Below are 25,051 nucleotides of genomic sequence, written 5' to 3' on the forward strand. Positions count from 1 at the left end.
GCTTGATGCCACACACGACGAACTCGCAAACCGGTTCTGACAAGGTGTTGTGTTTTGAAGAATTCTATTCTCTCAAAAACGCAATTGACGGACCGGATTTAAGACCTAACCTTTGGAGAAAATCTATGGCAGTTACTATGCGCGAAATGCTGGAAGCCGGCGTTCACTTTGGACACCAAACCCGCTTCTGGAACCCCAAGATGGCCCCGTTCATCTTCGGTCACCGCAACAAGATCCACATCATCAACCTGGAAAAGTCGCTCCCGATGTTCCAGGAAGCAGCCAAGTTTGTGCGCCAGCTCACCGCCAAGCGCGGCACCATCCTGATGGTGGGCACCAAGCGCCAGGCCCGCGAAATTGTGTCCGCTGAAGCGCAACGCGCCGGCGTGCACTACGTTGACCAGCGTTGGTTGGGCGGCATGCTGACCAACTTCAAGACGGTCAAGACTTCCATCAAGCGTTTGAAGGACATGAAGGTTCAGCAAGAAGCTGGTCTGGACGCCATGAGCAAGAAAGAACAGCTGATGTTCGCCCGCGAACTCGAGAAGCTGGAAAAAGACATTGGCGGCATCCAGGACATGGTCACGCTGCCTGACGCGATTTTCGTGATCGACGTGGGCTACCACAAGATCGCCATCGCTGAAGCCAAGAAGCTGGGCATTCCCCTGATCGGTGTGGTGGACTCCAACCACTCGCCCGAAGGTATCGACTACGTGATTCCCGGTAACGATGACTCCTCCAAGGCTGTCACCCTGTACGCCCGTGGCATTGCTGACGCCGTGATCGAAGGCCGCGCCAGCGCCTCCGATGATGTCGTCAAGGCCGTGGCCGCTGCCGAAGGCGCGGACGAGTTTGTCGAGGTCAGCGAAGCCGCTTAAAGCTTTTGCCCGCCTCAAAAAGGGGGCTTGTGTGCCCCTTTTTTTTAGCTGATATTGAACATTGAACTGATTACGGAGAAATACAGATGGCTACGATTACCGCAAGCATGGTTGCTGAACTGCGTGGAAAAACCGACGCGCCAATGATGGAATGCAAGAAGGCTTTGACCGAAGCCGAAGGCAATATGGAAAAGGCCGAAGAGCTGCTGCGCGTCAAGCTCGGCAGCAAGGCTGGCAAGGCCGCCGCACGTGTCACCGCCGAAGGCGTGGTTGTCAACAGTGTGGAAGGCAATGTGGGCGCGCTGCTCGAAGTCAACTGCGAAACCGACTTCGTCACCAAGAATGACAGCTTCCTGGCCCTGGCCAATGCTGCTGCTGCCCTGATCGCGAAGAACAATCCCGCAGATGTGGCTGCTCTGGGTGCTTTGGCCTATGAGCAGGATGGCTTTGGCCCCACCCTGGAAGATGTGCGCAAGGGCCTGATCGGCAAGATCGGCGAAAACATGACTTTCCGCCGCTTCAAGCGTTTTGCCTCCGGCGCCAAGCTGGCCACCTACCTGCACGGCACGCGCATCGGCGTGGTGGTCGAGTTCGAAGGTGACGACGTGGCTGCCAAGGACGTTGCCATGCACGTCGCCGCCATGAAGCCGGTGTCGCTGTCGAGCTCGGAAGTGCCCGCTGAACTGGTCGAGCGCGAGCGTTCGGTTGCTGCTGCCAAGGCCGCAGAAGATGCCGCCGTGGCCACTGCTGCCGGCAAGCCTGTGCAGTCCGCAGAAATCGTTACCAAGCGCATCGAAGGCGGTGTGCAGAAGTTCCTGAAGGAAGTCTCCCTGTTCAACCAGGCCTTCGTGAAGAACGACAAGCAAACCGTGGAGCAGATGCTCAAGGCCGCAGGCACCATCGTCAAGGGCTTCACCCTGTACGTGGTTGGCGAAGGCATTGAGAAGAAGGTCGACGACTTCGCAGCCGAAGTGGCCGCACAAGTGGCTGCTGCCAAGCAAGCTGCTTGATCAACGTCACAACCCCACCCACACCAAGATCAAGTCAGGACCTCACCCATGCAGAACGCTAAACCCGCCTTCAAGCGCATCTTGTTGAAGTTGTCAGGCGAGGCGCTCATGGGGGACGACCAGTTCGGTATCAACCACAGCACCATCGTGCGCATGGTCGACGAAGTGGCCGAGGTCACCCGGCTGGGTGTAGAGGTGGCGGTGGTGATTGGTGGCGGCAACATTTTCCGTGGCGTGGCGGGTGGCTCGGTCGGTATGGACCGTGCCACTGCTGACTACATGGGCATGCTGGCCACTGTGATGAATTCACTGGCCCTGGGCGACACCATGAACAAGGCCGGTCTGACGGCCCGCGTGATGTCGGCGATCGGTATCGAGCAGGTGGTGGAGCCCTATGTGCGCCCCAAGGCCTTGCAGTACCTCGAAGAGGGCAAGGTCGTCATTTTTGCGGCCGGTACCGGCAATCCGTTCTTTACGACCGACACAGCAGCTGCCCTGCGCGGCGCCGAAATTGGCGCACAAATTGTGCTCAAGGCCACGAAGGTGGATGGGGTGTACAGTGCCGATCCGAAAAAAGACCCGGATGCCGTGCGCTACACCACGCTGACGTTTGACGAGGCCATGTCCAAGAACCTGGGCATCATGGATGCCACCGCTTTTGCCCTGTGCCGCGATCAGAAGCTGCCGATCAAGGTGTTTTCCATCTTCAAGCACGGTGCACTGAAGCGCGTGGTTATGGGTGAAGACGAAGGCACACTGGTTCATGTCTAGGACGTGGTGCTTTTGCTGGCTTCATTGCTATTGGGTTGACTGGAGGAGAAGAGTATGTCGATTGCAGAAATCATGAAAACACTTGAAGAAAAAATGGATCACTCCATTGACGCCTTCAAGAACAATCTCACCAAGGTCCGTACGGGCCGTGCCAATCCGGCTTTGCTGGACACAGTGCATGTGGACTACTACGGCGCCATGATGCCGCTGAGCCAGGTGGCCAATCTGTCGCTGATTGACTCGCGCACCATTGGCATCCAGCCCTGGGAAAAGGGCATGGGCCCCAAGATTGAAAAAGCCATTCGCGAAAGTGATTTGGGCTTGAACCCGGCCAGCATGGGCGACCTGATCCGGGTGCCCATGCCCGCCATGACGGAAGAGCGCCGCAAGGAGCTGACCAAGGTGGTGCGCAACGAAGGCGAGGGCGCCAAGGTGGCCATTCGCAACATCCGTCGCGATGCCAACGAAGGCGTGAAGAAGCTGGTGAAAGACAAACTGGCGTCGGAAGACGACCAGAAGCGTTCGGAAGCCGACATCCAGAAGGTCACCGACAAGCACATCACCGAAGTGGACCGTCTGGTGGTTTCCAAAGAGCAGGACATCATGGCCGTTTAGGCCTGGGTCCAACTGAACGCAAGCTCGCCATGGCTGTTGCACCGGAGTCTGTTCCCAGACATATCGCCATCGTGATGGATGGCAATGGGCGGTGGGCATCCAAGCGGTTTTTGCCCCGTATCGCCGGCCACAAGCAGGGTGTTGACGTGCTCAAGCGCACGGTGCGCTCCTGCGTGCAGCGCGGCGTGCAGGTGCTGACGGTTTTTGCTTTCTCTTCGGAGAACTGGAAGCGTCCGGCGGATGAAGTATCCGGCCTGATGGAAATCCTGGTGGTGGCCCTGTCACGCGAGCTCAACCAGCTCAAGAAGGAAGGCGTGCATCTACAGTTCATCGGTGCCCGCGAGGGCTTGTCCGAGCGTGTACGCAACAGCCTGCTGGAGGCCGAGCGCGAAACCGCTGACAACCGCACCTTGATTCTCAATGTCTGTTTCAACTACGGCGGCCGTTGGGACGTGGTGCATGCGGCGCAGGCCTTGGCTGCTGCAGGCAAGCCCATCACCGAGGAAAGTCTGGCACGCGAACTCTCCACGGCTGCAGTGGGCGACCCCGATCTGATTGTGCGCACCGGTGGGGAAATGCGCTTGAGCAATTTTCTGCTCTGGCAGGCGGCCTATAGCGAGCTGTATTTCTGCAATGTGCTGTGGCCCGATTTTGATGAAGCCGCACTGGACAGCGCCATACGCGCCTATTCCGGTCGCGAACGGCGTTTCGGAATGACTTCCGAGCAGTTGCCCACGGGCAAGCTGCTGTCTGCCTGAGGGCGCACATGCTAAAGCAAAGAATCATCACGGCGCTGGTGCTGCTGGCCATACTGCTGCCGGCCACCTTTTATTCAACGCCTGTGCCCTTTGGCGTAGTGACGCTGGTTCTACTGGCCTGCGCAGCCTGGGAGTGGGCGCGGCTCAATGGCTTTGCTTCCACGGCTTCACTTTGCACCGGAGTGGCTTGCGCTGCACTCTGCGCCGGCAGCTGGTTTTGGGGGCTACCTATGGCGCGGACGGGGCCGTTGTGGCTGGTCGTTGGCGGCTTCTGGGTGCTTGCCAGTGCCTGGGTTTTGCGCGCCGGCGCGGCGTCCTGGCTGGCACTGCCTGCTGCGCTGCGTTTGCTGGGTGGACTGGTGCTGCTGTGGGCCGCGTGGCTGGCAGTGATGCAGGCCAGGCTGGCCGGCATCAACTTTTTGCTTTCGGTGCTGGTGCTGGTGTGGAGCGCTGACATCGGTGCCTATTTTGCAGGTCGCAAGCTGGGCGGCAAGTTCTTTGCCAACAAGCTGGCACCTTCCATCAGCCCCGGCAAGACCTGGGAAGGTGTGGTGGGTGGTGCGACAACCGTTCTGCTGGTGGCCTTGGGCTGGATTTATGCCGATGGCCACGGCACACCCGATTCCGCCAGCGTGTACAGCCACCTGTGGGCCAGGGGCCTGCCGGTGCTGTTGATTGGTGTTGCCTTTTTGACGGCCATGAGTGTGGTGGGTGACCTGGTGGAGTCGCTGTTCAAGCGCGCCGCTGGCGTCAAGGACAGCAGCAACCTCTTGCCCGGCCATGGCGGCGTGCTCGACCGTGTGGACGCGCTGCTGCCCATTCTTCCCTTGGCCATGATGCTGGTAAGTGAGGGCCTGGTATGAAACAACGCATTGCCATTTTGGGATCGACCGGCTCCATCGGGGTAAACACCCTGGAGGTGCTGTCCTTGCACCCCGACCACTACGAGGTGTTTGCCTTGACGGCCTCCACCAGTGTGGATGCCCTGTTTGCCCAATGCTGTTTGCACAAGCCCGCCTTTGCCATCATGGCCGATGCCGCCAGTGGACGCGACCTCAAGCAGCGCTGCACAGCCGAAGGCTTGGCTGTCGAAGTGCTGTGGGGCATGCAAGCCATTGCTGACATTGCCGCTCATCCGCAGGTAGATGCGGTCATGGCGGCTATTGTGGGTGCTGCTGGTTTGGCGCCCTGCATGGCTGCGGCGCGCAGCGGCAAGCGGCTGCTGCTGGCCAACAAGGAAGCGCTGGTGGTGGGGGGCCATTTGTTTATGGATGCGGTGCAGGCGGGTGGCGCCACTTTGCTTCCCATTGACAGCGAACACTCCGCCATATTCCAGTCACTGCCCGATGACGCTTCCACCTGGAAGTCGCTGGTCGACAAAATCATACTGACTGCCTCGGGTGGGCCTTTTCGGGCGCGCGCCCCAGGGACGCTTGGCACGGTGACGCCGCTAGAAGCCTGTGCCCACCCCAACTGGGTGATGGGGCGCAAGATTTCGGTGGATTCGGCCACCATGATGAACAAGGCGCTGGAAGTCATTGAAGCCAAATTTCTGTTTGGCATGGAGCCGCGCCAGATCGAGGTGGTGATTCACCCGCAAAGCGTGATTCACTCCATGGTCCAGTTTGTTGACAACTCGGTGGTGGCCCAACTGGGCACGCCGGACATGCGTGGCCCCATCGCCTATGGCTTGTCTTGGCCGCGGCGTATTCAGAGTGGTGCCTCGGCATTGGATTTCACGCGGCTGGCGGCCCTGACTTTTGAGCCTTTCAGCTCCAACGACCATATGCTGCGCTATCCCGGCCTGTCCCTGGCTTGGCGCGTGCTTGAAGGGCCAGACAGTTCTCCGGCGGTGTTGAATGCTGCCAACGAGATTGCCGTGGATGCCTTCCTGAACGGACGGATCCGCTTTGACCAGATTCACCACGTCAACCTGGAAACCCTGGGCCGTGTCCGCTTCATGCGACCAGACTCTTTGGACGCCCTGATTGCGCTGGACCTGGAGTCCCGCTCGGTGGCGCTGGGTATCGCCCAGGGGCTCGGCTGACAGGCTGCATTCCATGCTGCTGACACTTGCTGCGTTTCTGGTCGCGATTGCCTTGCTGGTCGCGGTCCATGAGTGGGGACACTTTTCCATGGCGCGCGCCTGCGGCGTCAAGGTGTTGAAGTTTTCCATCGGCTTTGGCCCGCGCGTATTTGGATGGACATCCAGGCGTTCCGGCACGCAGTACCAGGTCGGCTTGTTGCCACTGGGTGGTTTTGTGAAAATGCTCGACGAGCGTGAAGGACCGGTGGACGCAAGCGAGCTTTCCTATGCCTTTAACCGCAAGCCGCTCAAGAGCCGGGCGGCCATCGTTGCCGCGGGTCCGCTGGCCAATCTCGTCCTGGCCCTGATTTTGTATACCTGTGTCAACTGGATGGGAGTCACCGAGCCTGAGGCGCTGGTCTCCAGACCGCCCGTTGGATCCGTGGCTGAAAAGGCGGGCTTCGCAGGGGGTGAGCGCATTGTGCAAGTCAGCTTTGAGGATGAGCCGCTGCAGGATGTCGTGTCGTTTGAGGATTTCCGTTGGTGGCTGACCCGTGCGGCACTGGGCGCCAAGAGCCTGCGGGTGGAGTACCTGGCAGCAGGAGAGCAAAAGGGCACCCGGCACTCCGCACGCTTGTCTTTCGAGAGTCTGGATGTGACCCATGCCGACGCGTCGCTGTTTCGCAGCATTGGCTTTGTCACACCGTACTCACCAGCCCACATTGGTGATTTGTCGCCGGGCGGTGCAGCGCTGGCCGCAGGCCTGCAGCCCGGTGACCTGGTCCTGCAGGTCAATGGTTTGCCTATTGCCGATGGCGCGCAATTGCGGGAACTCATTCGCAACTCTGGCGCCAGCAAGGCGCCGCATGCGCAGGTGTGGCGGGTAGAGCGCCAGGGGCAGCAGTTGGACATTGCTGTCACGCCCCGTCAGGAGAAAGAAGCGGCACAAACCATAGGCCGTGTCGGTGCCATGATCGGCGGCATGCCCTCCATGGTCCAGGTGCGCTATGGCTTCTGGGCGGGCATGCAGAAGGCGGCTCAAAAAACCTGGGAAGTGTCCGGGCTGACCCTGCGCATGATGGGGCAGATCGTGACCGGTGAGTCCTCGGTTCGCAATCTGAGTGGTCCCATCACCATTGCGGACTATGCGGGCCGATCGGCTTCCATTGGTTTGGAGCAGTTCATGGTGTTTTTGGCGCTCATTAGCATCAGTTTGGGGGTACTTAACCTGCTGCCACTGCCCGTGCTCGATGGAGGGCACCTGATGTATTATGGCTGGGAGGGGGTCACCGGGCATGCCGTCTCGGAGGCGTGGTTGTCCGGATTGCAGCGCTTGGGATTTGCCTTGTTGCTGGTGATGATGTCGATTGCGATTTTCAATGACCTGTCACGCCTGCTGTCCTGACCCGGCTTTGCTTTTTTTTCCAAACCAGAATATTTTTATCCCATGCGTTTGAAATCCATTTTTGTACTGCGTACAGTGGCCGCAGTTGTGGCCGGGCTGGTAGCCCATGCCGCCATTGCGCTGGAGCCCTTTGCAGTACGTGATATCCGTGTTGAAGGTCTGCAGCGTGTGGAAGCCGGCACGGTGTTCGCATCCATCCCGGTTCGTGTGGGGGATACCTACAGTGACGAAAAGGCAGCGGCGTCCATCCGCTCCCTGTTTGCCTTGGGGCTGTTCAAGGATGTGCGCATCGAGGCCAAGGACGGTGTGCTGGTGGTGGTGGTGGAAGAGCGCCCCACCATTGCAGACGTAGAGTTTTCCGGCTCCAAGGAGTTTGACAAGGACATTCTGAAAAAGGCTTTGCGCGACATTGGCCTGGCAGATGGCAGGCCCTATGACAAGGCACTGGTGGACCGCGCCGAGCAGGAGCTCAAACGGCAGTACATCAGCAAGAGCATGTACACCACCGAGATCGTCACCACGGTCACCCCCATCGAGCGCAACCGTGTCAACCTGAGTTTTGCTGTGTCCGAAGGGGATGTGGCAAAAATCAAGGAAATCCGCATCGTCGGCGCGCGCGCCTTCACGGAGTCCCGTCTTCTGGACCTGTTTGACCAGGACACAGGAGGCTGGCTGAGCTGGTATACCAAGTCCAACCGCTATTCACGCACCAAGCTCAATGCGGATATCGAGACGCTGCGGTCGTTCTACCTGACCCAGGGCTATCTGGAGTTCAAGGTCGACTCCACGCAGGTGGCCATATCGCCTGACAAGCAGGGTATGAACATCACCGTCAATGTGACCGAAGGCGACCGCTTTGCTGTATCCAGGATCAAGCTGGCAGGCAATTACCTTGGGAAGGAAGAAGAGTTCCAATCCCTGATCACCATTAAGGCAGGCGAGGCCTATAACTCAGACCAGGTTGCACAGACCACCAAGGCGTTCAGCGATTATTACGGCAACTTTGGTTATGCCTTCGGTCGTGCCGAAGCCAAGACGGACATTGACCGTGCCACCAACCAGGTGGAAATCACCCTGGTGGGCGACCCGTCCCGGCGCGCCTATGTGCGCCGTATCAATGTGGCGGGCAATGACCGCACCCGCGATGAAGTGATACGCCGCGAATTCCGCCAGTTGGAAGCCTCCTGGTACGACGGAGAAAAAATTCGCCAGTCACGTAACCGTGTGGACCGCCTGGGCTATTTCAAGGAAGTGACGATGGACACCCAGGAGGTGCCCGGAACCCAGGATCAGGTGGACTTGACGGTCAACGTAGTGGAAAAGCCCACGGGCAGCATCAGTTTGGGTGCTGGCGTATCCAGCGCCGATGGCTTGGGGCTCACGTTTGGCTTTCGCCAGGAAAATGCCTTCGGTTCTGGCAGTTCGCTGGGCGTAGAGGTCAATACCAGCAAATACAACCGCACACTGGTATTCAATACCACCAACCCCTATTTCACCGAAGATGGTGTTTCGCGCACCATTAACCTGGCCCAGCGAACCAGCAAACCCTATACCGACATCGACAGCTACTCTGTGCAGACCACCGGGGCGAGCATGGTTTTTGGCGTGCCGTTTACTGAATCGGACACGGTGTTCCTGGGCGGTGGATTTGACCGCACGGAAATCATTCCCGGAACCCTGCTGCCCACGGTGTACCAGGACTTTGCCAATGAATTCGGCCTGGTCACCTATTCCTTGCCACTGACCGCGGGGTGGTCGCGCGATACCCGCGACAGTGCACTGGTTCCCAGTACCGGACGTGTCCTGCGCCTCAATGGCGAGTGGAGTGTGGCGGGCGACCTGCGCTACGTGCGCAGCACGGCACAGGTGCAGCAGTTTTTTCCGGTTTCCAAAAAGACGACCTTGGCCTTGAATGCACAGGTCGATCTGGGCATGGGTACCGATGGCCTGAACTACCCCGTGCTGAAAAACTATGCATTGGGAGGCCTGGGTTCGGTACGCGGCTTTGAGCAGGGCAGCCTTACCACTGCAACACAAAGAGCTGCTGTGATAGCCGCCGGTGGGTTGACCACGGGCATTGCTCCTGGTGGCCCCAAGAAAATCACCTTGAATGCCGAATTGCTGTCGCCGTTTCCTGGCGGTGGCAGTGACCGTACCCTCCGGTGGTTCGGTTTCGTGGACGTGGGCGGAATTTACGGACCCAACGATCCTGTGGTGTTGGATGACATGCGCGCCTCGGTGGGTGTGGGCGTCAGCTGGATTTCTCCAGTGGGCCCGCTTCGCCTGGCCTTTGCAAAGCCGATCCGCCAATTCGATGGCGATAAAATGCAGTCCCTGGCCTTTCAGATTGGAACCTCCTTCTAATGACGAAACTTAAGACAATTTGGGCTTCTGGCCTGCTGTGCATGGCTCTGGTTTCTGGTGCGTATGCCCAGGAGTCCCGCATTGCTTTTATCAACTCGCAGCGTATTACCAGCGAGTCGGCGCCGGCCAAGGCAGCAACCGCCAAGCTGGAAACAGAGTTCTCCAAGCGACAGAAGGAACTCACTGATTTGCAGAGCACCCTGAAGTCCTTCAGTGAGAAGTTCGAGCGCGACGCACCCACCATGACGGAGAGTCAGCGCGCCGCCAAGCAAAAAGAATTCGTGGAGCAAAACCGCGACTTCCAACGCAAAAAGCGCGAGTTCGACGAAGACCTGAACGGCCGCCGCAACGAAGAGCTGCAACAGGTGTACGAGAAAGCCACCAAGGCCATTCGCCAGTTGGCTGAATCCGAGAAATACGACCTGGTTGTGCAAGAGGCGGTTTATTTCAACCCGAAGATTGATATCACCGACAAGGTCATCAAGATCCTGAACGCCGGTGCCAAGTAATCGATCTGGTTACGCGTGCTAGGCCATGCAACTTTCGCTGGCTTTTATTGTTGAAGCGCTGGGTGGAACGCTGCGCGGCAATCCGGCCCTTGAAATTCAGGGTCTTGCCCCCCTGGAGTCGGCCCAGTCTCAGCACATCAGTTTCCTGAGCAACCCCCGCTACCAGGCGCAATTGCGTGCGACCGGCGCGGGCTGCGTGATTGTGGCGCCCGCCTTGCAGGACATGGCGCCCACAGGGGTGGCACTGATTGTTGCCGACAACCCTTACCTCTACTTTGCCCGTCTGACCCAGCTTTGGCGCCAGCAGCAAACCCGCAGCCGCGTGCCCGGCATCCATCCGAGTGCCGTGGTGGACCCGTCTGCACAGGTGGATGCGACCGCCTTTGTCGGTCCCTTGTGCGTGGTCGAGCAGGGTGCCCGCATCGGCCCAGGCACGGTACTCAAGTCGCGCGTGACGGTGGGCGAGGACTGCGTGATTGGCGCACGTTGCATTCTGCATGCGGGCGTGGTCATTGGCGCCGACGGCTTTGGCTTTGCGCCGGACGGCGAGCGCTGGGAAAAGATTGAACAACTCGGCGCCGTGCGCATCGGCGACGATGTGGAAATTGGCGCCAACACCTGCATAGACCGCGGCGCCTTGCAGGACACGGTGATTGAGGACGGCGTCAAGCTCGACAACCTGATCCAGATCGGCCACAACGTGCGCGTGGGTCGCAATACAGCCATGGCGGGCTGTGTCGGCGTGGCGGGCAGTGCCACTATTGGCGAACATTGCACGATTGGTGGCGGCGCTGTGGTTCTGGGCCATTTGAAAATTGCAGACGGCGTGAACATCTCGGCTGCCACGGTGGTCACCAAGTCCATTGCCAAGCCCGGCCACTACACCGGCGTGTTTCCACTGGACGACAACGCTTCCTGGGAGCGCAACGCAGCCACGCTCAAGCAGCTGCACACCTTGCGTGACCGCATCAAGACTTTGGAGAAAGAAAATAAACCATGATGGACATCCACAAAATTCTCAAACAGCTGCCCCACCGCTACCCCTTCCTGTTGGTGGATCGGGTGATCGAGCTGGAAAAAGGCAAGCGCATCAAGGCGCTGAAAAACGTCACCATCAACGAGCCCTTTTTTGAAGGCCACTTCCCCAGCCGCCCGGTCATGCCCGGCGTGCTGATGCTGGAAGCCCTGGCCCAGGCCGCCGGTCTGCTGGCCTTTGACGCCCTGGGCACCGCACCCAGCGAAGACATGGTGTACTACTTTGCCGGCATTGACGGTGCGCGCTTTAAACGCCCGGTGGAGCCGGGTGACCAGCTGATTCTGGAGGCCGAACTGCTGCGCACCAAGGCCGGCATTTTCAAATTCAAGGCCCGCGCCACGGTGGATGGTGAGTTGGCTGTAGAGGCCGAGCTGACCTGCGCTATGCGCTCCGTGGCTTGAGGGTGGCACCATGAGCGCGATTCACGCCACAGCAGTGGTAGACCCCAAGGCCGAGCTGGACAGTTCGGTCACGGTAGGCCCGTACACAGTGATTGGCCCGCATGTGCGCATAGGCGCCGGCACCACCATTGGCCCGCATGTGGTGATCGAAGGCCACACCACGATTGGGCGCGACAACCGCATCTTTCAGTTCAGCTCGCTGGGCGCCATACCGCAGGACAAGAAGTACGCGGGTGAGCCATGCGAGCTCATCATCGGCGACCGCAACACCGTGCGCGAGTTCTGCACCTTCAACATCGGCTCGCCCGGTGATGTGGGCGTGACCCGCGTGGGCGATGACAACTGGATCATGGCCTATGTGCACCTGGCGCATGACTGCCAGGTCGGCAACCACACCATTTTTGCCAACAATTCGCAGCTCGCAGGCCATGTGCATGTGGGCGACTGGGTGATTCTGGGTGGCTTTACCGTGGTGCACCAGTTTGTGCGCATTGGCGCCCACAGCATGACCGCCATGTGCGCCTTGCTGTTTGCCGACCTGCCGCCCTTTGTGATGTGCCAGGGCCAGCCGGCAGCAGCGCGCTCCATGAACTATGAAGGTTTGCGCCGTCGCGGTTTTTCGCCCGAGCGCATTGCCGCTGTCAAGGCCATGCACAAGGCGCTGTACCGCGATGACCTGACGCTGGACAACGCCCGCACCCGCATCGCCGCCCTGGTGGATGACACGCCCGAAGCAGCGCCCGATGTGGAGATGATGTTGGGCTTTCTGGAGCAGACCTCGCCGCAGCGCGGCATTGTTCGCTAGGCCGCGCATGAGCGCTGTGCCGGGCATGGCCCCTGCGGACGCTGCGCCCAAGGTCGCTATGGTTGCAGGCGAGGTGTCCGGCGATTTGCTGTCCGGACTGCTATTGGGTGGCCTGAAAGCCCGCTGGCCAGATCTCACCAGTATGGGCATTGGTGGCCCTCACATGGAGCGGCTGGGCTTTCAGGCCTGGTGGTCCTTCCAGAAGCTGGCGGTGCATGGCTTCAACTGGGAGCTGCTGCGCCGCTACCGCGAGATCGTTGGCATCCGAGACCAGATGCGCAAGCGATTGCTCAAAGAGCGGCCAGACATTTTCATAGGTACCGACGCGCCGGACTTCAACTTCAAGCTTGAAGAAGACCTGCGCGCGGCCGGCATCAAGACCGTGCACTTTGTCTGCCCCTCGGTCTGGGCCTGGCGACCCGAGCGCATGGAAAAAATCCGCCGCAGTGCCGACCATGTGCTGTGCATTTTTCCTTTTGAGCCAGAGCTGCTGGCACGCCACGGCATTGCCGCCACCTATGTCGGCCATCCGCTGGCCAACGTTATTCCGATGGAGCCTGACAGGGCTGCGGCGCGGCTGGCACTGGGGCTGGATGCCACGGCGCCGCTGGTGGCCATCTTGCCCGGTAGCCGCCGTTCGGAAATCAGCCATCTTGCGGAGCGCTTCATCCGGGCCGCTGCGCTGATCCGGGCGGCGCAGCCCACCACGCGCTTTGTGCTGCCAGTGGTGCCGGGCTTTCGAGCCGTGATCGAGAGCCTGGTGCAGCAATGCGGTTTGCAGGACAGCGTCACCATTTTGGACGGCCAGTCGCATGCGGCCCTGGCAGCCTGTGACGTCACTCTGATTGCCAGCGGCACCGCCACCCTGGAAGCAGCCCTCTACAAGCGCCCCATGGTTATTGCCTACCACCAGAACTGGCTGTCGTGGCAGATCATGCGCAGAAAGCGCCTGCAGCCCTGGGTGGGCTTGCCCAACATCCTGTGCGCCGAGTTTGTGGTGCCCGAGCTGCTGCAGGACGCCGCCACGCCGCAGGCGTTGGCGGATGCCACCCTGGCCTGGCTGGATGCCCCCAGCCAAGACCCGCAGCGCTTGCAGGCCTTGCAGACACAATTTGTCGCGCTGCACCACAGTCTGCAGCGCGACACCGCGACAATAGCCACCGATGCCATCCAAAAAGTCCTCCAAAGTTGATCCCGCCAAAATTCATCAGGTCGCCTTCGTCTGGGACAGCACCGGCCTGATTGCCGGTGTGGACGAAGCCGGCCGCGGTCCGCTGGCAGGCCCCGTGGTAGCCGCTGCGGTGATCCTGGACGACCAGAACCCGATCAAGGGCCTAAACGATTCCAAAAAGCTCAGTGCTTTGCGTCGTGAAAAGCTCTATGACGAGATCCGCGCCAAGGCCCTGTGCTGTTCGGTGGCCCAGGCCAGCGTGGAAGAAATCGACCAGCTCAATATCCTGCAGGCCACGCTCTTGGCCATGCGCCGCGCGGTGGAAGGCTTGCGTCTGAAACCCCACAAAGTGCTGGTGGATGGCAACCGTCTGCCCGTGCTGGACGTGCTGGCCGAAGCCATCGTGCGCGGTGACGCCACGGTGCCCGCCATCTCCGCTGCTTCTATCCTGGCCAAGGTCACACGTGACCGCTGGTGCCGGGAGCTCGACTTGCAGTACCCGCAGTACGGCTTTGCCGGGCACAAGGGTTACGGTACGGCAGAGCATCTGACGGCACTGCGCACGCACGGCGCCTGCCCCGAACACCGAAAGACCTTTGCGCCGGTTGCGCAGGTGCTGGTGTGAGTGTGAGCCATGACTGAACCGACCTTCGTCACCTCGCGCGACAACCCTTTGCTCAAAGAGCTCCGCCGGCTCGCCCAGGACAACACGGCGTACCGCCGTGCCGGGCGTTTCTGGATCGAAGGCGACCATCTGTGCAGCGCTGCCTTGCAGCGTGGTTTGCAACCGGCCGTTGCGGTGTATGCCGAGTCGCTGTGGACGCAGTTGCGGGGTCCACTGGCCGATGTGGCTGGCAAAAAGGTCGTGGTGAGCGACGCGCTGTTCAAGGACATCAGCGCCCTGGAGTCCCCGGCCAGCATGGGCTTTGTCTTGGACCTGCCGACCGATACGACCATTGCGCCGCAAGCTGCCACGGTAATCCTGGACCGCGTGCAGGATGCCGGCAATGTAGGTTCCATTTTGCGCAGCGCCGGTGCCTTTGGTTTTCGGCAGGTGCTGGCTCTCAAGGGTACAGCCGCGCTGTGGAGCCCCAAGGTGCTGCGGGCCGGTATGGGCGCGCATTTTGGGTTGCGTTTGGTTGAGGGCTTGTCTCTGGAGGACTTGCAGGCTTTGACCCTGCCGCTGGTGGTGACCAGTTCGCATCAGGGGGAGCTGATTCAGGCTTTGGAGTTGCCCCAGCCCTGTGCCTGGGTCATGGGTCATGAAGGGCAGGGCGTGGGGGCCGAGTTGATGGCGCGGGCTTCGGTGTTTGTGCGCATCGGGCAGCCAGGGGGTGAAGAGTCTCTCAATGTTGCTGCTGCTGCGGCCATCTGTCTGCATGCCAGTTCGTTGCGCTCTTCAGGCGGATAGTTTCTCGGGGTTGGTTCGCTCTGCTTGACCCGGCGCGGCAGCGGGGCTTGGGCCAATGCCCTCATACCGGAGTACCGCAAATCGGTCATTGGCCCAAGCCCCGCTACCGCTCCTGCAGGGTTGGTAAGCGATAGATTTCAAAGGCAATCGTCTGGGCATCCGGTGTTTGTAGTTCGTGCACCAAGCCCATCGCAACGCGGCAGTGGGGGTGAGGCTGACGCCCGATTTGCGGTACCCCGCTATGAGGGCGTCAGCCTCACCCCCACTGCCGAGCCAAAGCGCAGGAGTGCGTAAGTGGCCCAGCCGATGCGTATGAATGAGAGCGTGGTGCTACTCCAAGTAAATTTGCCGTCAGCATCCGCCGGGTTACTACCTACCCTCCGCTATAATCGGTGGCTTTCCAGAAAACAGCTGTCCCAAGCGCAACTCTGAATCTTCCCCTCTCAAAAGCATCCGCCAAGAGCCCTTCTTGAGCGCGTTTGGGCGTAACCGTAACCCATTCGGAGTAACCAGTGCTTTTGTCTCTCAAGGGAACCTTCCCACCCGCTATTTTGGCGCTCGCAGACGGCACGGTCTATATTGGCAATTCCATTGGAGCTGCAGGCTCCACCGTCGGTGAAGTCGTGTTCAACACCTCCATGACCGGCTACCAGGAAATCCTGACCGACCCCAGCTATTGCCAGCAGATCGTCACGCTCACCTATCCCCACATCGGCAACTACGGCGTCAACCTCGAAGACGTCGAGTCCGACAAAGTGCAGGCCGCAGGACTCATCATCAAAGACCTGCCCCAAGTGGCCTCCAACTTCCGCTTGAGCCAGACACTCGATGCCTATCTGGTGGACCAGGGCACTGTGGCCATTGCCAACATCGACACGCGTCAGTTGACCCGCCAGCTGCGCACCCAAGGCGCACAAAACGGCTGCATCCTGGCGCTGGCCGCCGGTGAAAAAGTCACCAGCGCTGCCATCGAGCGCGCCGTGGCCGCTGCCAAGGGCGCACCCAATATGTCGGGCCTGGACCTGGCCAAGGTGGTCAGCAGTGACACCACCTACGGCTGGACCCAGACCGAATGGGATCTGGTCAAGGGCTACAGCGAGCAGACCACTTCCAAATTCCACGTCGTTGCCTACGACTTTGGCGTGAAGAAAAACATCCTGCGCATGCTGGCTCAACGCGGCTGCAAAGTGACCGTGGTGCCTGCGCAAACCTCGGCAGCCGAGGCGTTGGCGCACAAGCCCGACGGCATTTTTCTCAGCAACGGCCCTGGCGACCCGGAACCCTGCGACTACGCGATTGCCGCGGCTAATGAACTGATCGAGTCCGGCATCCCCACCTTCGGCATTTGCCTGGGCCACCAGATCATGGCCCTGGCCTCGGGTGCCAAGACCTTCAAGATGAAGTTCGGTCACCACGGTGCGAATCACCCGGTCAAAGACCTGGACAGCGGTCGCGTGTCCATCACCAGCCAGAACCACGGTTTTGCGGTGGATGAGACGAGCCTGCCTGCCACCCTTCGCCCCACCCACATCAGCCTGTTTGACAACACCCTGCAGGGCCTGGAGCGCACCGACAAGCCCGCGTTCTGCTTTCAGGGTCACCCCGAAGCCTCACCCGGCCCGCAGGATATCGGCTACCTGTTTGACCGCTTCGTGGGCCTGATGGAGGCGCGCGCATGAGTTTTTACGGGGTCACCGATCTGTGGACCTACGTGATAGGGGCTGTGGGCATCATTCTGTTGCCCGGCCCCAACTCGCTGTATGTCCTGTCGGTTGCCACGGCGCGCGGTGTGCGGGCCGGTTACCAGGGTGCCTTTGGCGTGTTCGTGGGTGACACCGTGCTGTTGCTGCTCACGGCCCTGGGGGCGGCCAGTCTGTTGCGCTCCAACCCGGAAGTTTTTTTGGTGGTGAAGTACCTGGGTGCGGCGTACCTCGCCTGGGTGGGTGTGAACCTGATCTGGGCGGCGATTCAAAAATGGCGCAACAAGGGTGTGGACGGCGCTCCTGTAGCCGAAGCCCCGGTGAACCTGCAGCACCCCTTCAAGCGTGCGCTGGTCATCAGCCTGTTGAACCCCAAGGCGATTCTGTTCCTGCTGTCCTTCTTCGTGCAGTTCATTGACCCGAGCTACGACACGCCCGCCATTCCCTTCCTGATTCTGAGCGCCATCATCATGGTGTTCAGTGCCCTGTATCTCTCTGCCCTGATCTTCCTGGGCGCGCGCCTGGCCGATGCCTTTCGCGTGCGACGCCGACTCACTGCTGGCCTGTCCAGCGCGGTGGGCGGCCTGTTCCTGTGGTTTGGAACCAAGCTGGCCACGGCCAGCCTGAACTAGATAAAACCTAGATATAAAACTAGATAAAAAAATGCCAAAACGTACTGATATCCAAAGCATTCTCATCATCGGCGCCGGCCCCATCATCATCGGCCAGGCCTGTGAGTTCGACTACTCCGGCGTGCAGGCCTGCAAGGCGCTGCGTGAGGAGGGCTACAAGGTCATCCTGATCAACAGCAACCCGGCCACCATCATGACCGACCCGGCCACGGCCGACGTCACCTACATCGAGCCCATCACTTGGCAGACGGTGGAGAAGATCATCGCCAAGGAGCGCCCTGACGCCATCCTGCCGACCATGGGTGGACAGACCGCACTGAACTGCGCGCTGGACCTGTGGCACAACGGCGTGCTGGAAAAATACAAGGTCGAGCTGATCGGTGCCTCGCCCGAAGCCATCGACAAGGCCGAAGACCGCCTGAAGTTCAAGGACGCCATGACCAAGATCGGTCTGGGTTCGGCCCGCTCCGGCATCGCCCACAGCATGGACGAAGCCTGGGCCGTGCAGCGCACCGTGGGTTTCCCCACCGTCATTCGCCCCAGCTTCACGCTGGGCGGCACGGGCGGCGGCATCGCTTACAACCCGGAAGAGTTCGAGACGATTTGCAAGCGTGGCCTGGAAGCCTCGCCCACCAACGAGCTGCTGATCGAAGAGTCGCTCTTGGGTTGGAAAGAGTACGAGATGGAAGTGGTGCGCGACAAGGCGGACAACTGCATCATCGTCTGCTCCATCGAAAACCTGGACCCCATGGGCGTGCATACCGGCGACTCCATCACCGTGGCACCGGCCCAAACGCTGACCGACAAGGAATACCAGATCCTGCGCAATGCCTCGCTGGCCGTGCTGCGCGAAATCGGCGTGGACACCGGCGGCTCCAACGTGCAGTTTTCCATCAACCCCGATGACGGCCGCATGGTGGTAATTGAGATGAACCCGCGCGTGTCGCGCTCCAGCGCGCTGGCCTCCAAGGCCACCGGCTTCCCGATTGCCAAGGTGGCGGCCAAGCTGGCCGTGGGCTTTACTTTGGACGAGTTGCGCAACGACATCACCGGCGGCCTGACCCCGGCCAGCTTCGAGCCCAGCATCGACTACGTGGTGACCAAGATCCCGCGTTTTGCCTTCGAGAAATTCCCCGCAGCCGACAGCCGCCTGACCACGCAAATGAAATCCGTGGGCGAGGTCATGGCCATGGGCCGTACCTTTCAGGAGTCGTTCCAGAAAGCCTTGCGCGGACTGGAAGTGGGCGTGGACGGCATGAACGAAAAAACCCAGGACCGCGAAGTGCTGGAAAAAGAGCTGGGTGAGCCCGGCCCCGAGCGCATTTGGTACGTGGGCGACGCCTTCGCCCAGGGCATGAGCGTGGAAGAGGTTTTCGCGCTGACCAAGATCGACCGTTGGTTTCTGGTGCAGATCGAGCAGATCGTCAAGATCGAACTCGAAATCGAGCGCCTGCCCCAACCCGCCAGCGGCAGCACGCTGGACAAGATCGACGCAGGCACCCTGCGCAGCCTGAAGCAAAAAGGTTTCTCGGACCGCCGCCTGGCGCGCCAGTTCAAGACCACCGACAAGGCGGTGCGCGAAAAGCGCCGCGCCCTGGGCGTGCGCCCGGTCTACAAGCGGGTGGACACCTGCGCGGCCGAGTTCGCCAGCAACACCGCCTACCTGTACTCCACTTACGAGGCCGAAGGCTCCGAGTGCGAAGCGCAACCCACCAATGCCAAGAAAATCATGGTACTGGGTGGCGGCCCCAACCGCATCGGCCAAGGCATCGAGTTTGACTACTGCTGCGTGCACGCCGCATTGGCCATGCGCGAAGACGGTTACGAGACCATCATGGTCAATTGCAACCCCGAGACCGTGTCCACCGACTACGACACGTCGGATCGCCTGTACTTCGAGCCGCTCACCCTGGAAGACGTGCTGGAAATCGTGGACAAGGAAAAGCCCCTGGGTGTGATCGTGCAGTACGGCGGCCAGACGCCCTTGAAGCTCGCACTCGACCTGGAAGCCAACGGCGTGCCCATCATCGGCACCTCGCCCGACATGATTGATGCCGCTGAAGACCGTGAACGCTTCCAGAAGCTGCTGCACGAACTCAAACTGCGCCAGCCACCCAACGCCACGGCCCGCACCGAGCCTGAAGCCCTGGAAAAAGCTGCCGCCCTGGGTTACCCCCTGGTGGTGCGCCCAAGCTATGTGCTGGGTGGCCGCGCCATGGAAATCGTGCACGAGCAGCGCGACCTGGAGCGCTACATGCGCGAAGCCGTCAAGGTCAGCCATGACTCGCCCGTGCTCTTGGACCGCTTTTTGAATGACGCCATCGAGTGCGATGTGGATTGCATTCGTGATGCGACCGGCGCCACCTTCATCGGCGGCGTGATGGAACACATCGAACAAGCCGGTGTGCACAGTGGCGACTCCGCCTGCTCGCTGCCGCCGTACTCACTGTCGGCAGAAACCGTCAACGAGATCAAGCGCCAGTCGGCGGCCATGGCCGGTGCGCTCAACGTGGTGGGCCTGATGAACGTGCAGTTCGCCATCCAGAATGTGGACGGCAAGGACATCATCTTCGTGCTGGAGGTGAACCCGCGTGCCAGCCGCACCGTACCCTTTGTGAGCAAGGCCACTGGCATTCAGCTGGCCAAGGTGGCTGCGCGCTGCATGGCAGGTCAGACCCTGGCTTCTCAAGGCATCGGCAAGGAAGTCACGCCGCCTTACTTCAGCGTCAAGGAAGCCGTGTTCCCGTTTGTGAAGTTCCCTGGCGTGGACACCATCCTGGGCCCGGAAATGAAGTCCACCGGCGAAGTCATGGGTGTGGGCAAGACCTTTGGCGAAGCCTTTGTGAAATCCCAGATCGGCGCGGGCGCCAAGCTGCCACGTTCGGGTCGGGCTTTTATTTCGGTCAAGCAGAGCGACAAGCCGCGCGCCGTGGAAGTGGCACGCAACTTGGTTGCCCTGGGCTTTGAGGTGGTGGCCACCAAGGGTACGGCGGCCTCCATCAATGCCGCGGGCGTGAAGTGCGGTGTGGTCAACAAGGTCACTGAGGGCCGTCCGCACATTGTGGACATGATCAAGAACAACGAGATCGTGCTGGTGGTCAACACTGTGGAAGAGCGCCGCAATGCGATTGTGGATTCGCGCCACATCCGCACCTCGGCCCTGCTGGCCCGCGTCACCACCTACACCACCATCGCCGGCGCCGAAGCGGCAGTGGAGGGCATGAAGTACCTGGACAACCTGAGCGTGATCTCGGTGCAGGAAATGCACGCCCAGTTGGCAGCTTGAACCGCCATTCAGTCGCTATCATTCGCCCTTCCTTTTTAAAGACAAGCATGGCCACTATTCCCATTACCAAACGCGGCGCCGAGATCCTCAAGGCCGAGTTGCACAAGCTCAAGACGGTGGAGCGCCCCTGGGTGATCAACGCCATTTCCGAAGCGCGCGCCCAGGGCGACCTGAGCGAAAACGCCGAGTACGAAGCCGCCAAGGACCGCCAGGGCTTTGTGGAAGGCCGTATCCAGGAAGTCGAAGGCAAGCTCTCGGTGGCCCAGATCATTGACCCCGCATCGCTCGACGCGGGTGGGCGCGTGGTGTTTGGCGCCACGGTGGAACTCGAAGAAGAAGACAGCGGCGAGCGCGTGAAGTACCAGATCGTGGGTGAGGACGAGGCCGACCTGAAGCTCGGGCTGGTCAACATCAGCTCGCCGATTGCGCGCGCGCTGATTGGCAAGGAGGAGGGCGATACCGCGGTGGTGCAGGCACCCGGCGGCCTCAAGTCCTACGAAATCGTGGCGGTGCACTACATCTGATGGCCGACTCCAGCGTGTGGCGAAGCCTGCCCTTGTGGCTGGCTGCGGCTTGGGCCATGAGCCTTACCACCTTGGGCTTTTTTGTGGTGCCCATGTTGTTTGCGAATCTACCTAATCCGGCGATGGCCGGTGGCATGGCGGCCAAGCTGTTCGCCGCCCAGACCGGCGTATCCGCGGTGTGTGCTTTGCTGCTGCTGATGTGCTTTCGCTCCGAAAAACTCGCACCCAGCGCACGCGTGATTCCTGCCTGCACCCTACTGGCGCTGGCCGGTGCCTTGTTGGCGCTGCTGGTGGAGTTTGGCGTGTCGCCACGCATTGTGGCGCGTGACAACCTGGCCCTGTGGCACGGCGTGGGAACCGCCATGTATTTTGGGCAGTGGGCGTGTGCGCTGCTGGTGTTCGGCAAGCTGGCGAATGCCGCCAGTGCACAGCCAGCCAGCGCCCCGCTTTAAGTCTGGCTGCGTTTTTTGATGCTGACCAGGTTTTTGGGCTTGGCGCGGCGCACATTGCCACCGGCGGTGAGCCGCTGGTTGCCCAGCACGCGCAGGGTCTTGACTTCGGGGCGCTGACCGGCGCGTTTGCTGTACTTCAGAACCTTGAAGTCGCGCGGGCCGGCCATGCGGTCTTCATCGACCACGCGTTCTTTTTCCGCCTTCTCGGGCTGTGGGCGCCACAGCACCAGCAGTTTGCCGATGTGCTGGATGGGTGCTGCGCTGAGATCGGTGCTGAGCTGCTGGAACATGGCTTCGCGGGCGACGCGGTCGTCCGAAAAAACACGGACCTTGATCAGGCCGTGGGAGTTCAGGGCCAGGTCGATTTCCTTGATGACGTTGGCGGTCAGGCCGTCGCCGCCGACCAGAACGACGGGATCAAGATGGTGGGCCTCGGCGCGGTGAACCTTGCGCTGGGCGGGAGTCAATTGAATTTGAGGCATGTGGGTATTATCTCCTGCGCACGGAAAGACTATGAAAACTAAAACCAGCAGCAAAAAGGTCAACAAGGCCTGGTTGCATGATCACATCAACGACCCCTACGTCAAATTGGCGGCCAGGGAGGGGTACCGTGCGCGTGCAGCTTACAAGCTCAAGGAAATTGACGAGACCCTGCACCTGATCAAGCCCGGCCAATTGGTGGTGGACCTGGGCTCTACGCCGGGTGCCTGGAGCCAGTACCTGCGCCGGCGCATGTCGCCAGACGGCGCGGCGGTGGGTGCACTCAATGGCACCATCATCGCGCTGGACCTGCTGCCCATGGAGCCGATTGAAGGGGTGACCTTCATCCAGGGGGATTTCCGCGAGGCTGATGTGCTGCTCCAGCTGGAAGCCGCCCTGGCCGGACGCCAGGCAGATATCGTGGTCTCGGACATGGCCCCCAACCTGTCGGGTATTTCGTCGGCCGATGCGGCGCGGGTGGAGTACCTGGTGGAGCTGGCCATCGAGTTTTCTCAAAACCATATGAAGCCGCAGGGCGCGCTGGTGGCCAAGGTTTTCCATGGCGCCAGCTACAACGACGTGGTGCAGCACTTCAAGAATGCCTTCGCCACGGTCAAGCCCTTCAAGCCCAAGGCCTCGCGCGACCGCTCCTCGGAAACCTTTCTGGTGGGTATGGGGCTGAAGTAGTCCGGGGCTGAACCTGGATCAATTCCCTGCGCTAAATGTGGCCGAAAGTATGAAAAGGCCGTGTCGATTAGCTTGAAACGCCTAAAATGGTGACCAAGTAGTCCAAGCCGTAGCCCCAATCGGTTTTGGCCTACACTTTTTTGCGTCCTGTCTGGAGCCTCGTTTGAATAATCAGTGGTTTTCGAAAATTGCAGTTTGGTTGGTGATCGCACTGGTGCTGTTCACCGTTTTCAAACAGTTTGATGCCCGTGGCACAGCCAGCTCGGGCATGATGGGTTACTCCGACTTCCTTGAAGAAGTGCGTGGCAAGCGCATCAAGAGCGCCATCATTCAGGAAGGGCAGGGCGGTACCGAAATCGTCGCTGTCACCACCGACGACCGCCGTGTCAAAACCACGGCCACTTACCTGGACCGTGGTCTGGTGGGCGACTTGATCAACAACGGCGTCAAATTCGACGTAAAGGCCCGCGAAGAGGGCTCCCTGCTCATGACCTTGCTGGTCAGCTGGGGCCCCATGCTGCTCCTGATCGGTGTCTGGATTTACTTCATGCGCCAGATGCAGGGTGGCGGCAAGGGCGGTGCCTTCAGCTTCGGCAAGAGCAAGGCGCGCCTGCTGGACGAGGCCACCAACACGGTGACCTTTGCGGATGTGGCCGGCTGCGACGAGGCTAAAGAAGAAGTGAAGGAAGTCGTGGACTTCCTCAAAGACCCGGCCAAGTTCCAGAAGCTCGGTGGCCGCATTCCGCGCGGTTTGCTGCTGGTTGGCCCTCCGGGCACCGGCAAGACCCTGCTGGCTAAATCGATTGCCGGTGAGGCCAAGGTTCCGTTCTTCAGCATCTCGGGTTCTGACTTTGTGGAAATGTTCGTCGGCGTGGGCGCATCGCGTGTGCGCGACATGTTTGACAACGCCAAGAAAAACGCCCCCTGTATCATCTTCATTGACGAAATCGATGCGGTCGGTCGCCAGCGTGGTGCCGGTCTGGGTGGTGGCAATGACGAGCGCGAACAGACCCTCAACCAGATGCTGGTGGAGATGGACGGCTTTGAGACCAATGTCGGCGTGATCGTTGTGGCCGCCACCAACCGCCCCGACATTCTGGACGCCGCCCTTCTGCGCCCCGGCCGTTTTGACCGCCAGGTCTATGTCACCCTGCCCGATATCCGCGGCCGGGAGCAAATCCTGAACGTGCACATGCGCAAAGTGCCCTTGGGCCAGGATGTCAGCCCCGGCGTGATCGCCCGTGGCACGCCCGGCATGAGTGGTGCTGATCTGGCCAACCTGTGCAACGAAGCCGCCCTGATGGCCGCCCGCCGCAATGCACGTCTGGTAGAAATGCAGGATTTTGAGCGCGCCAAGGACAAGATCCTGATGGGCCCCGAGCGCAAGAGCATGGTCATGCCCGAAGGTGAGCGCCGCAACACGGCCTACCACGAGTCCGGCCACGCCCTGATTGGCAAGATGCTGCCCAAGTGCGACCCCGTGCACAAGGTCACCATCATTCCCCGTGGCCGCGCCCTGGGCGTGACCATGAGCCTGCCCGCGCAAGACCGCTACAGCTACGACAGCGAATACATGCTCAACCAGATCAGCATGCTGTTTGGTGGCCGCATCGCCGAAGAAGTGTTCATGAAGCAGATGACCACCGGCGCCAGCAACGACTTCGAGCGCGCCACCCACATCGCCCGTGACATGGTCACCCGCTACGGCATGACCGACGCACTGGGCCCCATGGTCTATGCCGAGAACGAAGGCGAAGTGTTCCTGGGCCGTTCGGTTACCAAGACCACTACCATGAGCGAGCAGACCATGCAAAAGGTGGACGCTGAGGTACGCCGCATCATCGACCAGCAGTACGCCGAAGCGCGCAAGCTGATCGAAGACAACCAGGACAAGATGCACGCCATGGCGAAGGCCCTGCTGGAATGGGAAACCATCGATAGCGACCAACTCGACGACATCATGGCTGGCAAGGAGCCCCGTCCGCCCAAGGACTGGACGCCACGCACACCGAGCTCCGGAACGGGCGATGGCGGTGGAGCGGCGGCCGTAGCGGCTGACCCGGCGCCCACGGTGGCCTGATCGCTTGCCGGACACCTACCTTGCCTTTTGGCGAGGTCATCCAACGGGGC

General features: G+C 60.6%; 24 protein-coding genes. 23 read left to right on the forward strand and 1 reads right to left on the reverse strand.

Going from position 1 to position 25,051, the window contains the following annotated elements; genetic code table 11:
- Nucleotides 1–125: 125 nt before the first annotated feature.
- The 21 genes from rpsB to DIC66_RS10710 all read left to right on the forward strand — a co-directional run bounded on the left by rpsB (nt 126) and on the right by DIC66_RS10710 (nt 21,754).
- On the forward strand, nt 126–878 hold the full coding sequence (rpsB, locus tag DIC66_RS10610; protein WP_117176897.1) for a 30S ribosomal protein S2: 753 nt from the start codon (nt 126–128) through the stop codon (nt 876–878).
- 86 nt (nt 879–964) lie between these two features.
- Nucleotides 965–1,888, forward strand: coding sequence for a translation elongation factor Ts (gene tsf, locus DIC66_RS10615; RefSeq protein ID WP_117176899.1), 924 nt, complete (start codon nt 965–967; stop codon nt 1,886–1,888).
- 48 nt (nt 1,889–1,936) lie between these two features.
- Nucleotides 1,937–2,659 carry a UMP kinase gene (pyrH, locus tag DIC66_RS10620; protein WP_117176901.1) on the forward strand — a complete coding sequence of 241 codons (723 nt, stop codon included), beginning with the start codon at nt 1,937–1,939 and terminating at the stop codon, nt 2,657–2,659.
- Nucleotides 2,660–2,713: 54 nt separating this feature from the next.
- Nucleotides 2,714–3,274: a ribosome recycling factor gene (gene frr, locus DIC66_RS10625; protein ID WP_117176903.1), complete on the forward strand. Its 561-nt coding sequence runs from the start codon at nt 2,714–2,716 to the stop codon at nt 3,272–3,274.
- Between the two features lie 29 nt (nt 3,275–3,303).
- Entirely contained in the window at nt 3,304–4,032 is a 729-nt protein-coding gene (gene uppS / locus DIC66_RS10630) for a polyprenyl diphosphate synthase (protein WP_117176905.1), read from the forward strand.
- A gap of 8 nt (nt 4,033–4,040) precedes the next feature.
- The gene (locus DIC66_RS10635; protein WP_117176907.1) at nt 4,041–4,895 is read left to right on the forward strand and encodes a phosphatidate cytidylyltransferase; all 855 of its coding nucleotides are present in this window, start codon (nt 4,041–4,043) and stop codon (nt 4,893–4,895) included.
- Entirely contained in the window at nt 4,892–6,079 is a 1,188-nt protein-coding gene (gene dxr, locus DIC66_RS10640; RefSeq protein ID WP_117176909.1) for a 1-deoxy-D-xylulose-5-phosphate reductoisomerase, read from the forward strand. Before DIC66_RS10635 ends, dxr begins: the two co-directional genes overlap by 4 nt.
- Before the next feature lie 13 nt (nt 6,080–6,092).
- Nucleotides 6,093–7,463: an RIP metalloprotease RseP gene (gene rseP, locus DIC66_RS10645; RefSeq protein WP_117176911.1), complete on the forward strand. Its 1,371-nt coding sequence runs from the start codon at nt 6,093–6,095 to the stop codon at nt 7,461–7,463.
- A 42-nt stretch (nt 7,464–7,505) separates the two neighbouring features.
- Complete coding sequence (gene bamA, locus DIC66_RS10650; RefSeq protein WP_117176913.1) at nt 7,506–9,827, forward strand: outer membrane protein assembly factor BamA; 2,322 nt, start codon at nt 7,506–7,508, stop codon at nt 9,825–9,827.
- Nucleotides 9,827–10,336, forward strand: coding sequence for an OmpH/Skp family outer membrane protein (locus DIC66_RS10655; protein WP_117176915.1), 510 nt, complete (start codon nt 9,827–9,829; stop codon nt 10,334–10,336). The genes bamA and DIC66_RS10655 overlap by 1 nt, the downstream gene beginning before the upstream one ends.
- A 25-nt stretch (nt 10,337–10,361) precedes the next feature.
- Nucleotides 10,362–11,336, forward strand: coding sequence for a UDP-3-O-(3-hydroxymyristoyl)glucosamine N-acyltransferase (gene lpxD / locus DIC66_RS10660; RefSeq protein ID WP_117176917.1), 975 nt, complete (start codon nt 10,362–10,364; stop codon nt 11,334–11,336).
- A complete protein-coding gene (gene fabZ, locus DIC66_RS10665) occupies nt 11,333–11,773 on the forward strand; it encodes a 3-hydroxyacyl-ACP dehydratase FabZ (protein ID WP_117176919.1) in 441 nt (146 codons plus the stop codon). The genes lpxD and fabZ overlap by 4 nt, the downstream gene beginning before the upstream one ends.
- A 10-nt stretch (nt 11,774–11,783) precedes the next feature.
- Nucleotides 11,784–12,578: an acyl-ACP--UDP-N-acetylglucosamine O-acyltransferase gene (gene lpxA, locus DIC66_RS10670; RefSeq protein WP_117176921.1), complete on the forward strand. Its 795-nt coding sequence runs from the start codon at nt 11,784–11,786 to the stop codon at nt 12,576–12,578.
- Between the two features lie 7 nt (nt 12,579–12,585).
- Nucleotides 12,586–13,770 carry a lipid-A-disaccharide synthase gene (gene lpxB / locus DIC66_RS10675; protein WP_233505871.1) on the forward strand — a complete coding sequence of 395 codons (1,185 nt, stop codon included), beginning with the start codon at nt 12,586–12,588 and terminating at the stop codon, nt 13,768–13,770.
- Nucleotides 13,742–14,374: a ribonuclease HII gene (gene rnhB, locus DIC66_RS10680; protein ID WP_117176923.1), complete on the forward strand. Its 633-nt coding sequence runs from the start codon at nt 13,742–13,744 to the stop codon at nt 14,372–14,374. Before lpxB ends, rnhB begins: the two co-directional genes overlap by 29 nt.
- 9 nt (nt 14,375–14,383) lie before the next feature.
- Nucleotides 14,384–15,160 carry a TrmH family RNA methyltransferase gene (locus tag DIC66_RS10685; RefSeq protein ID WP_117176925.1) on the forward strand — a complete coding sequence of 259 codons (777 nt, stop codon included), beginning with the start codon at nt 14,384–14,386 and terminating at the stop codon, nt 15,158–15,160.
- 512 nt (nt 15,161–15,672) lie between these two features.
- Nucleotides 15,673–16,839, forward strand: coding sequence for a glutamine-hydrolyzing carbamoyl-phosphate synthase small subunit (carA, locus tag DIC66_RS10690; RefSeq protein ID WP_117176927.1), 1,167 nt, complete (start codon nt 15,673–15,675; stop codon nt 16,837–16,839).
- Entirely contained in the window at nt 16,836–17,492 is a 657-nt protein-coding gene (gene leuE, locus DIC66_RS10695) for a leucine efflux protein LeuE (protein ID WP_117176929.1), read from the forward strand. Before carA ends, leuE begins: the two co-directional genes overlap by 4 nt.
- Before the next feature lie 31 nt (nt 17,493–17,523).
- On the forward strand, nt 17,524–20,778 hold the full coding sequence (carB, locus tag DIC66_RS10700) for a carbamoyl-phosphate synthase large subunit (RefSeq protein ID WP_117176931.1): 3,255 nt from the start codon (nt 17,524–17,526) through the stop codon (nt 20,776–20,778).
- A 47-nt stretch (nt 20,779–20,825) separates the two neighbouring features.
- Nucleotides 20,826–21,302 (forward strand): transcription elongation factor GreA, encoded by a 477-nt coding sequence (greA, locus tag DIC66_RS10705; RefSeq protein ID WP_117176933.1) that lies wholly within the window; start codon nt 20,826–20,828, stop codon nt 21,300–21,302.
- A complete protein-coding gene (locus tag DIC66_RS10710; RefSeq protein ID WP_117176935.1) occupies nt 21,302–21,754 on the forward strand; it encodes a DUF4149 domain-containing protein in 453 nt (150 codons plus the stop codon). The genes greA and DIC66_RS10710 overlap by 1 nt, the downstream gene beginning before the upstream one ends.
- On the opposite strand, the gene DIC66_RS10715 is transcribed toward DIC66_RS10710, so the two are convergent.
- A complete protein-coding gene (locus tag DIC66_RS10715) occupies nt 21,751–22,236 on the reverse strand; it encodes a YhbY family RNA-binding protein (protein WP_117176937.1) in 486 nt (161 codons plus the stop codon). The genes DIC66_RS10710 and DIC66_RS10715 overlap by 4 nt on opposite strands.
- Nucleotides 22,237–22,267: 31 nt before the next feature.
- Between DIC66_RS10715 and DIC66_RS10720 the strand changes: the two genes are divergently transcribed.
- Nucleotides 22,268–22,921 (forward strand): RlmE family RNA methyltransferase, encoded by a 654-nt coding sequence (locus tag DIC66_RS10720; RefSeq protein WP_117176939.1) that lies wholly within the window; start codon nt 22,268–22,270, stop codon nt 22,919–22,921.
- A 163-nt stretch (nt 22,922–23,084) separates the two neighbouring features.
- Entirely contained in the window at nt 23,085–25,001 is a 1,917-nt protein-coding gene (gene ftsH / locus DIC66_RS10725) for an ATP-dependent zinc metalloprotease FtsH (RefSeq protein WP_117176941.1), read from the forward strand.
- Nucleotides 25,002–25,051 lie beyond the last annotated feature (50 nt).

The sequence above is a fragment of the Rhodoferax lacus genome (assembly GCF_003415675.1).
GTDB lineage: Bacteria > Pseudomonadota > Gammaproteobacteria > Burkholderiales > Burkholderiaceae_C > Allorhodoferax > Allorhodoferax lacus.

Bases quoted from the DNA above. Each gene is read 5' to 3' on its own strand.
- rpsB (WP_117176897.1), top strand. From the start codon at position 126: ATGGCAGTTACTATGCGCGAAATGCTGGAAGCCGGCGTTCACTTTGGA.
- tsf (WP_117176899.1), top strand. From the start codon at position 965: ATGGCTACGATTACCGCAAGCATGGTTGCTGAACTGCGTGGAAAAACC.
- pyrH (WP_117176901.1), top strand. From the start codon at position 1,937: ATGCAGAACGCTAAACCCGCCTTCAAGCGCATCTTGTTGAAGTTGTCA.
- frr (WP_117176903.1), top strand. From the start codon at position 2,714: ATGTCGATTGCAGAAATCATGAAAACACTTGAAGAAAAAATGGATCAC.
- uppS (WP_117176905.1), top strand. From the start codon at position 3,304: ATGGCTGTTGCACCGGAGTCTGTTCCCAGACATATCGCCATCGTGATG.
- DIC66_RS10635 (WP_117176907.1), top strand. From the start codon at position 4,041: ATGCTAAAGCAAAGAATCATCACGGCGCTGGTGCTGCTGGCCATACTG.
- dxr (WP_117176909.1), top strand. From the start codon at position 4,892: ATGAAACAACGCATTGCCATTTTGGGATCGACCGGCTCCATCGGGGTA.
- rseP (WP_117176911.1), top strand. From the start codon at position 6,093: ATGCTGCTGACACTTGCTGCGTTTCTGGTCGCGATTGCCTTGCTGGTC.
- bamA (WP_117176913.1), top strand. From the start codon at position 7,506: ATGCGTTTGAAATCCATTTTTGTACTGCGTACAGTGGCCGCAGTTGTG.
- DIC66_RS10655 (WP_117176915.1), top strand. From the start codon at position 9,827: ATGACGAAACTTAAGACAATTTGGGCTTCTGGCCTGCTGTGCATGGCT.
- lpxD (WP_117176917.1), top strand. From the start codon at position 10,362: ATGCAACTTTCGCTGGCTTTTATTGTTGAAGCGCTGGGTGGAACGCTG.
- fabZ (WP_117176919.1), top strand. From the start codon at position 11,333: ATGATGGACATCCACAAAATTCTCAAACAGCTGCCCCACCGCTACCCC.
- lpxA (WP_117176921.1), top strand. From the start codon at position 11,784: ATGAGCGCGATTCACGCCACAGCAGTGGTAGACCCCAAGGCCGAGCTG.
- lpxB (WP_233505871.1), top strand. From the start codon at position 12,586: ATGAGCGCTGTGCCGGGCATGGCCCCTGCGGACGCTGCGCCCAAGGTC.
- rnhB (WP_117176923.1), top strand. From the start codon at position 13,742: ATGCCATCCAAAAAGTCCTCCAAAGTTGATCCCGCCAAAATTCATCAG.
- DIC66_RS10685 (WP_117176925.1), top strand. From the start codon at position 14,384: ATGACTGAACCGACCTTCGTCACCTCGCGCGACAACCCTTTGCTCAAA.
- leuE (WP_117176929.1), top strand. From the start codon at position 16,836: ATGAGTTTTTACGGGGTCACCGATCTGTGGACCTACGTGATAGGGGCT.
- carB (WP_117176931.1), top strand. From the start codon at position 17,524: ATGCCAAAACGTACTGATATCCAAAGCATTCTCATCATCGGCGCCGGC.
- greA (WP_117176933.1), top strand. From the start codon at position 20,826: ATGGCCACTATTCCCATTACCAAACGCGGCGCCGAGATCCTCAAGGCC.
- DIC66_RS10710 (WP_117176935.1), top strand. From the start codon at position 21,302: ATGGCCGACTCCAGCGTGTGGCGAAGCCTGCCCTTGTGGCTGGCTGCG.
- DIC66_RS10715 (WP_117176937.1), bottom strand. From the start codon at position 22,236: ATGCCTCAAATTCAATTGACTCCCGCCCAGCGCAAGGTTCACCGCGCC.
- DIC66_RS10720 (WP_117176939.1), top strand. From the start codon at position 22,268: ATGAAAACTAAAACCAGCAGCAAAAAGGTCAACAAGGCCTGGTTGCAT.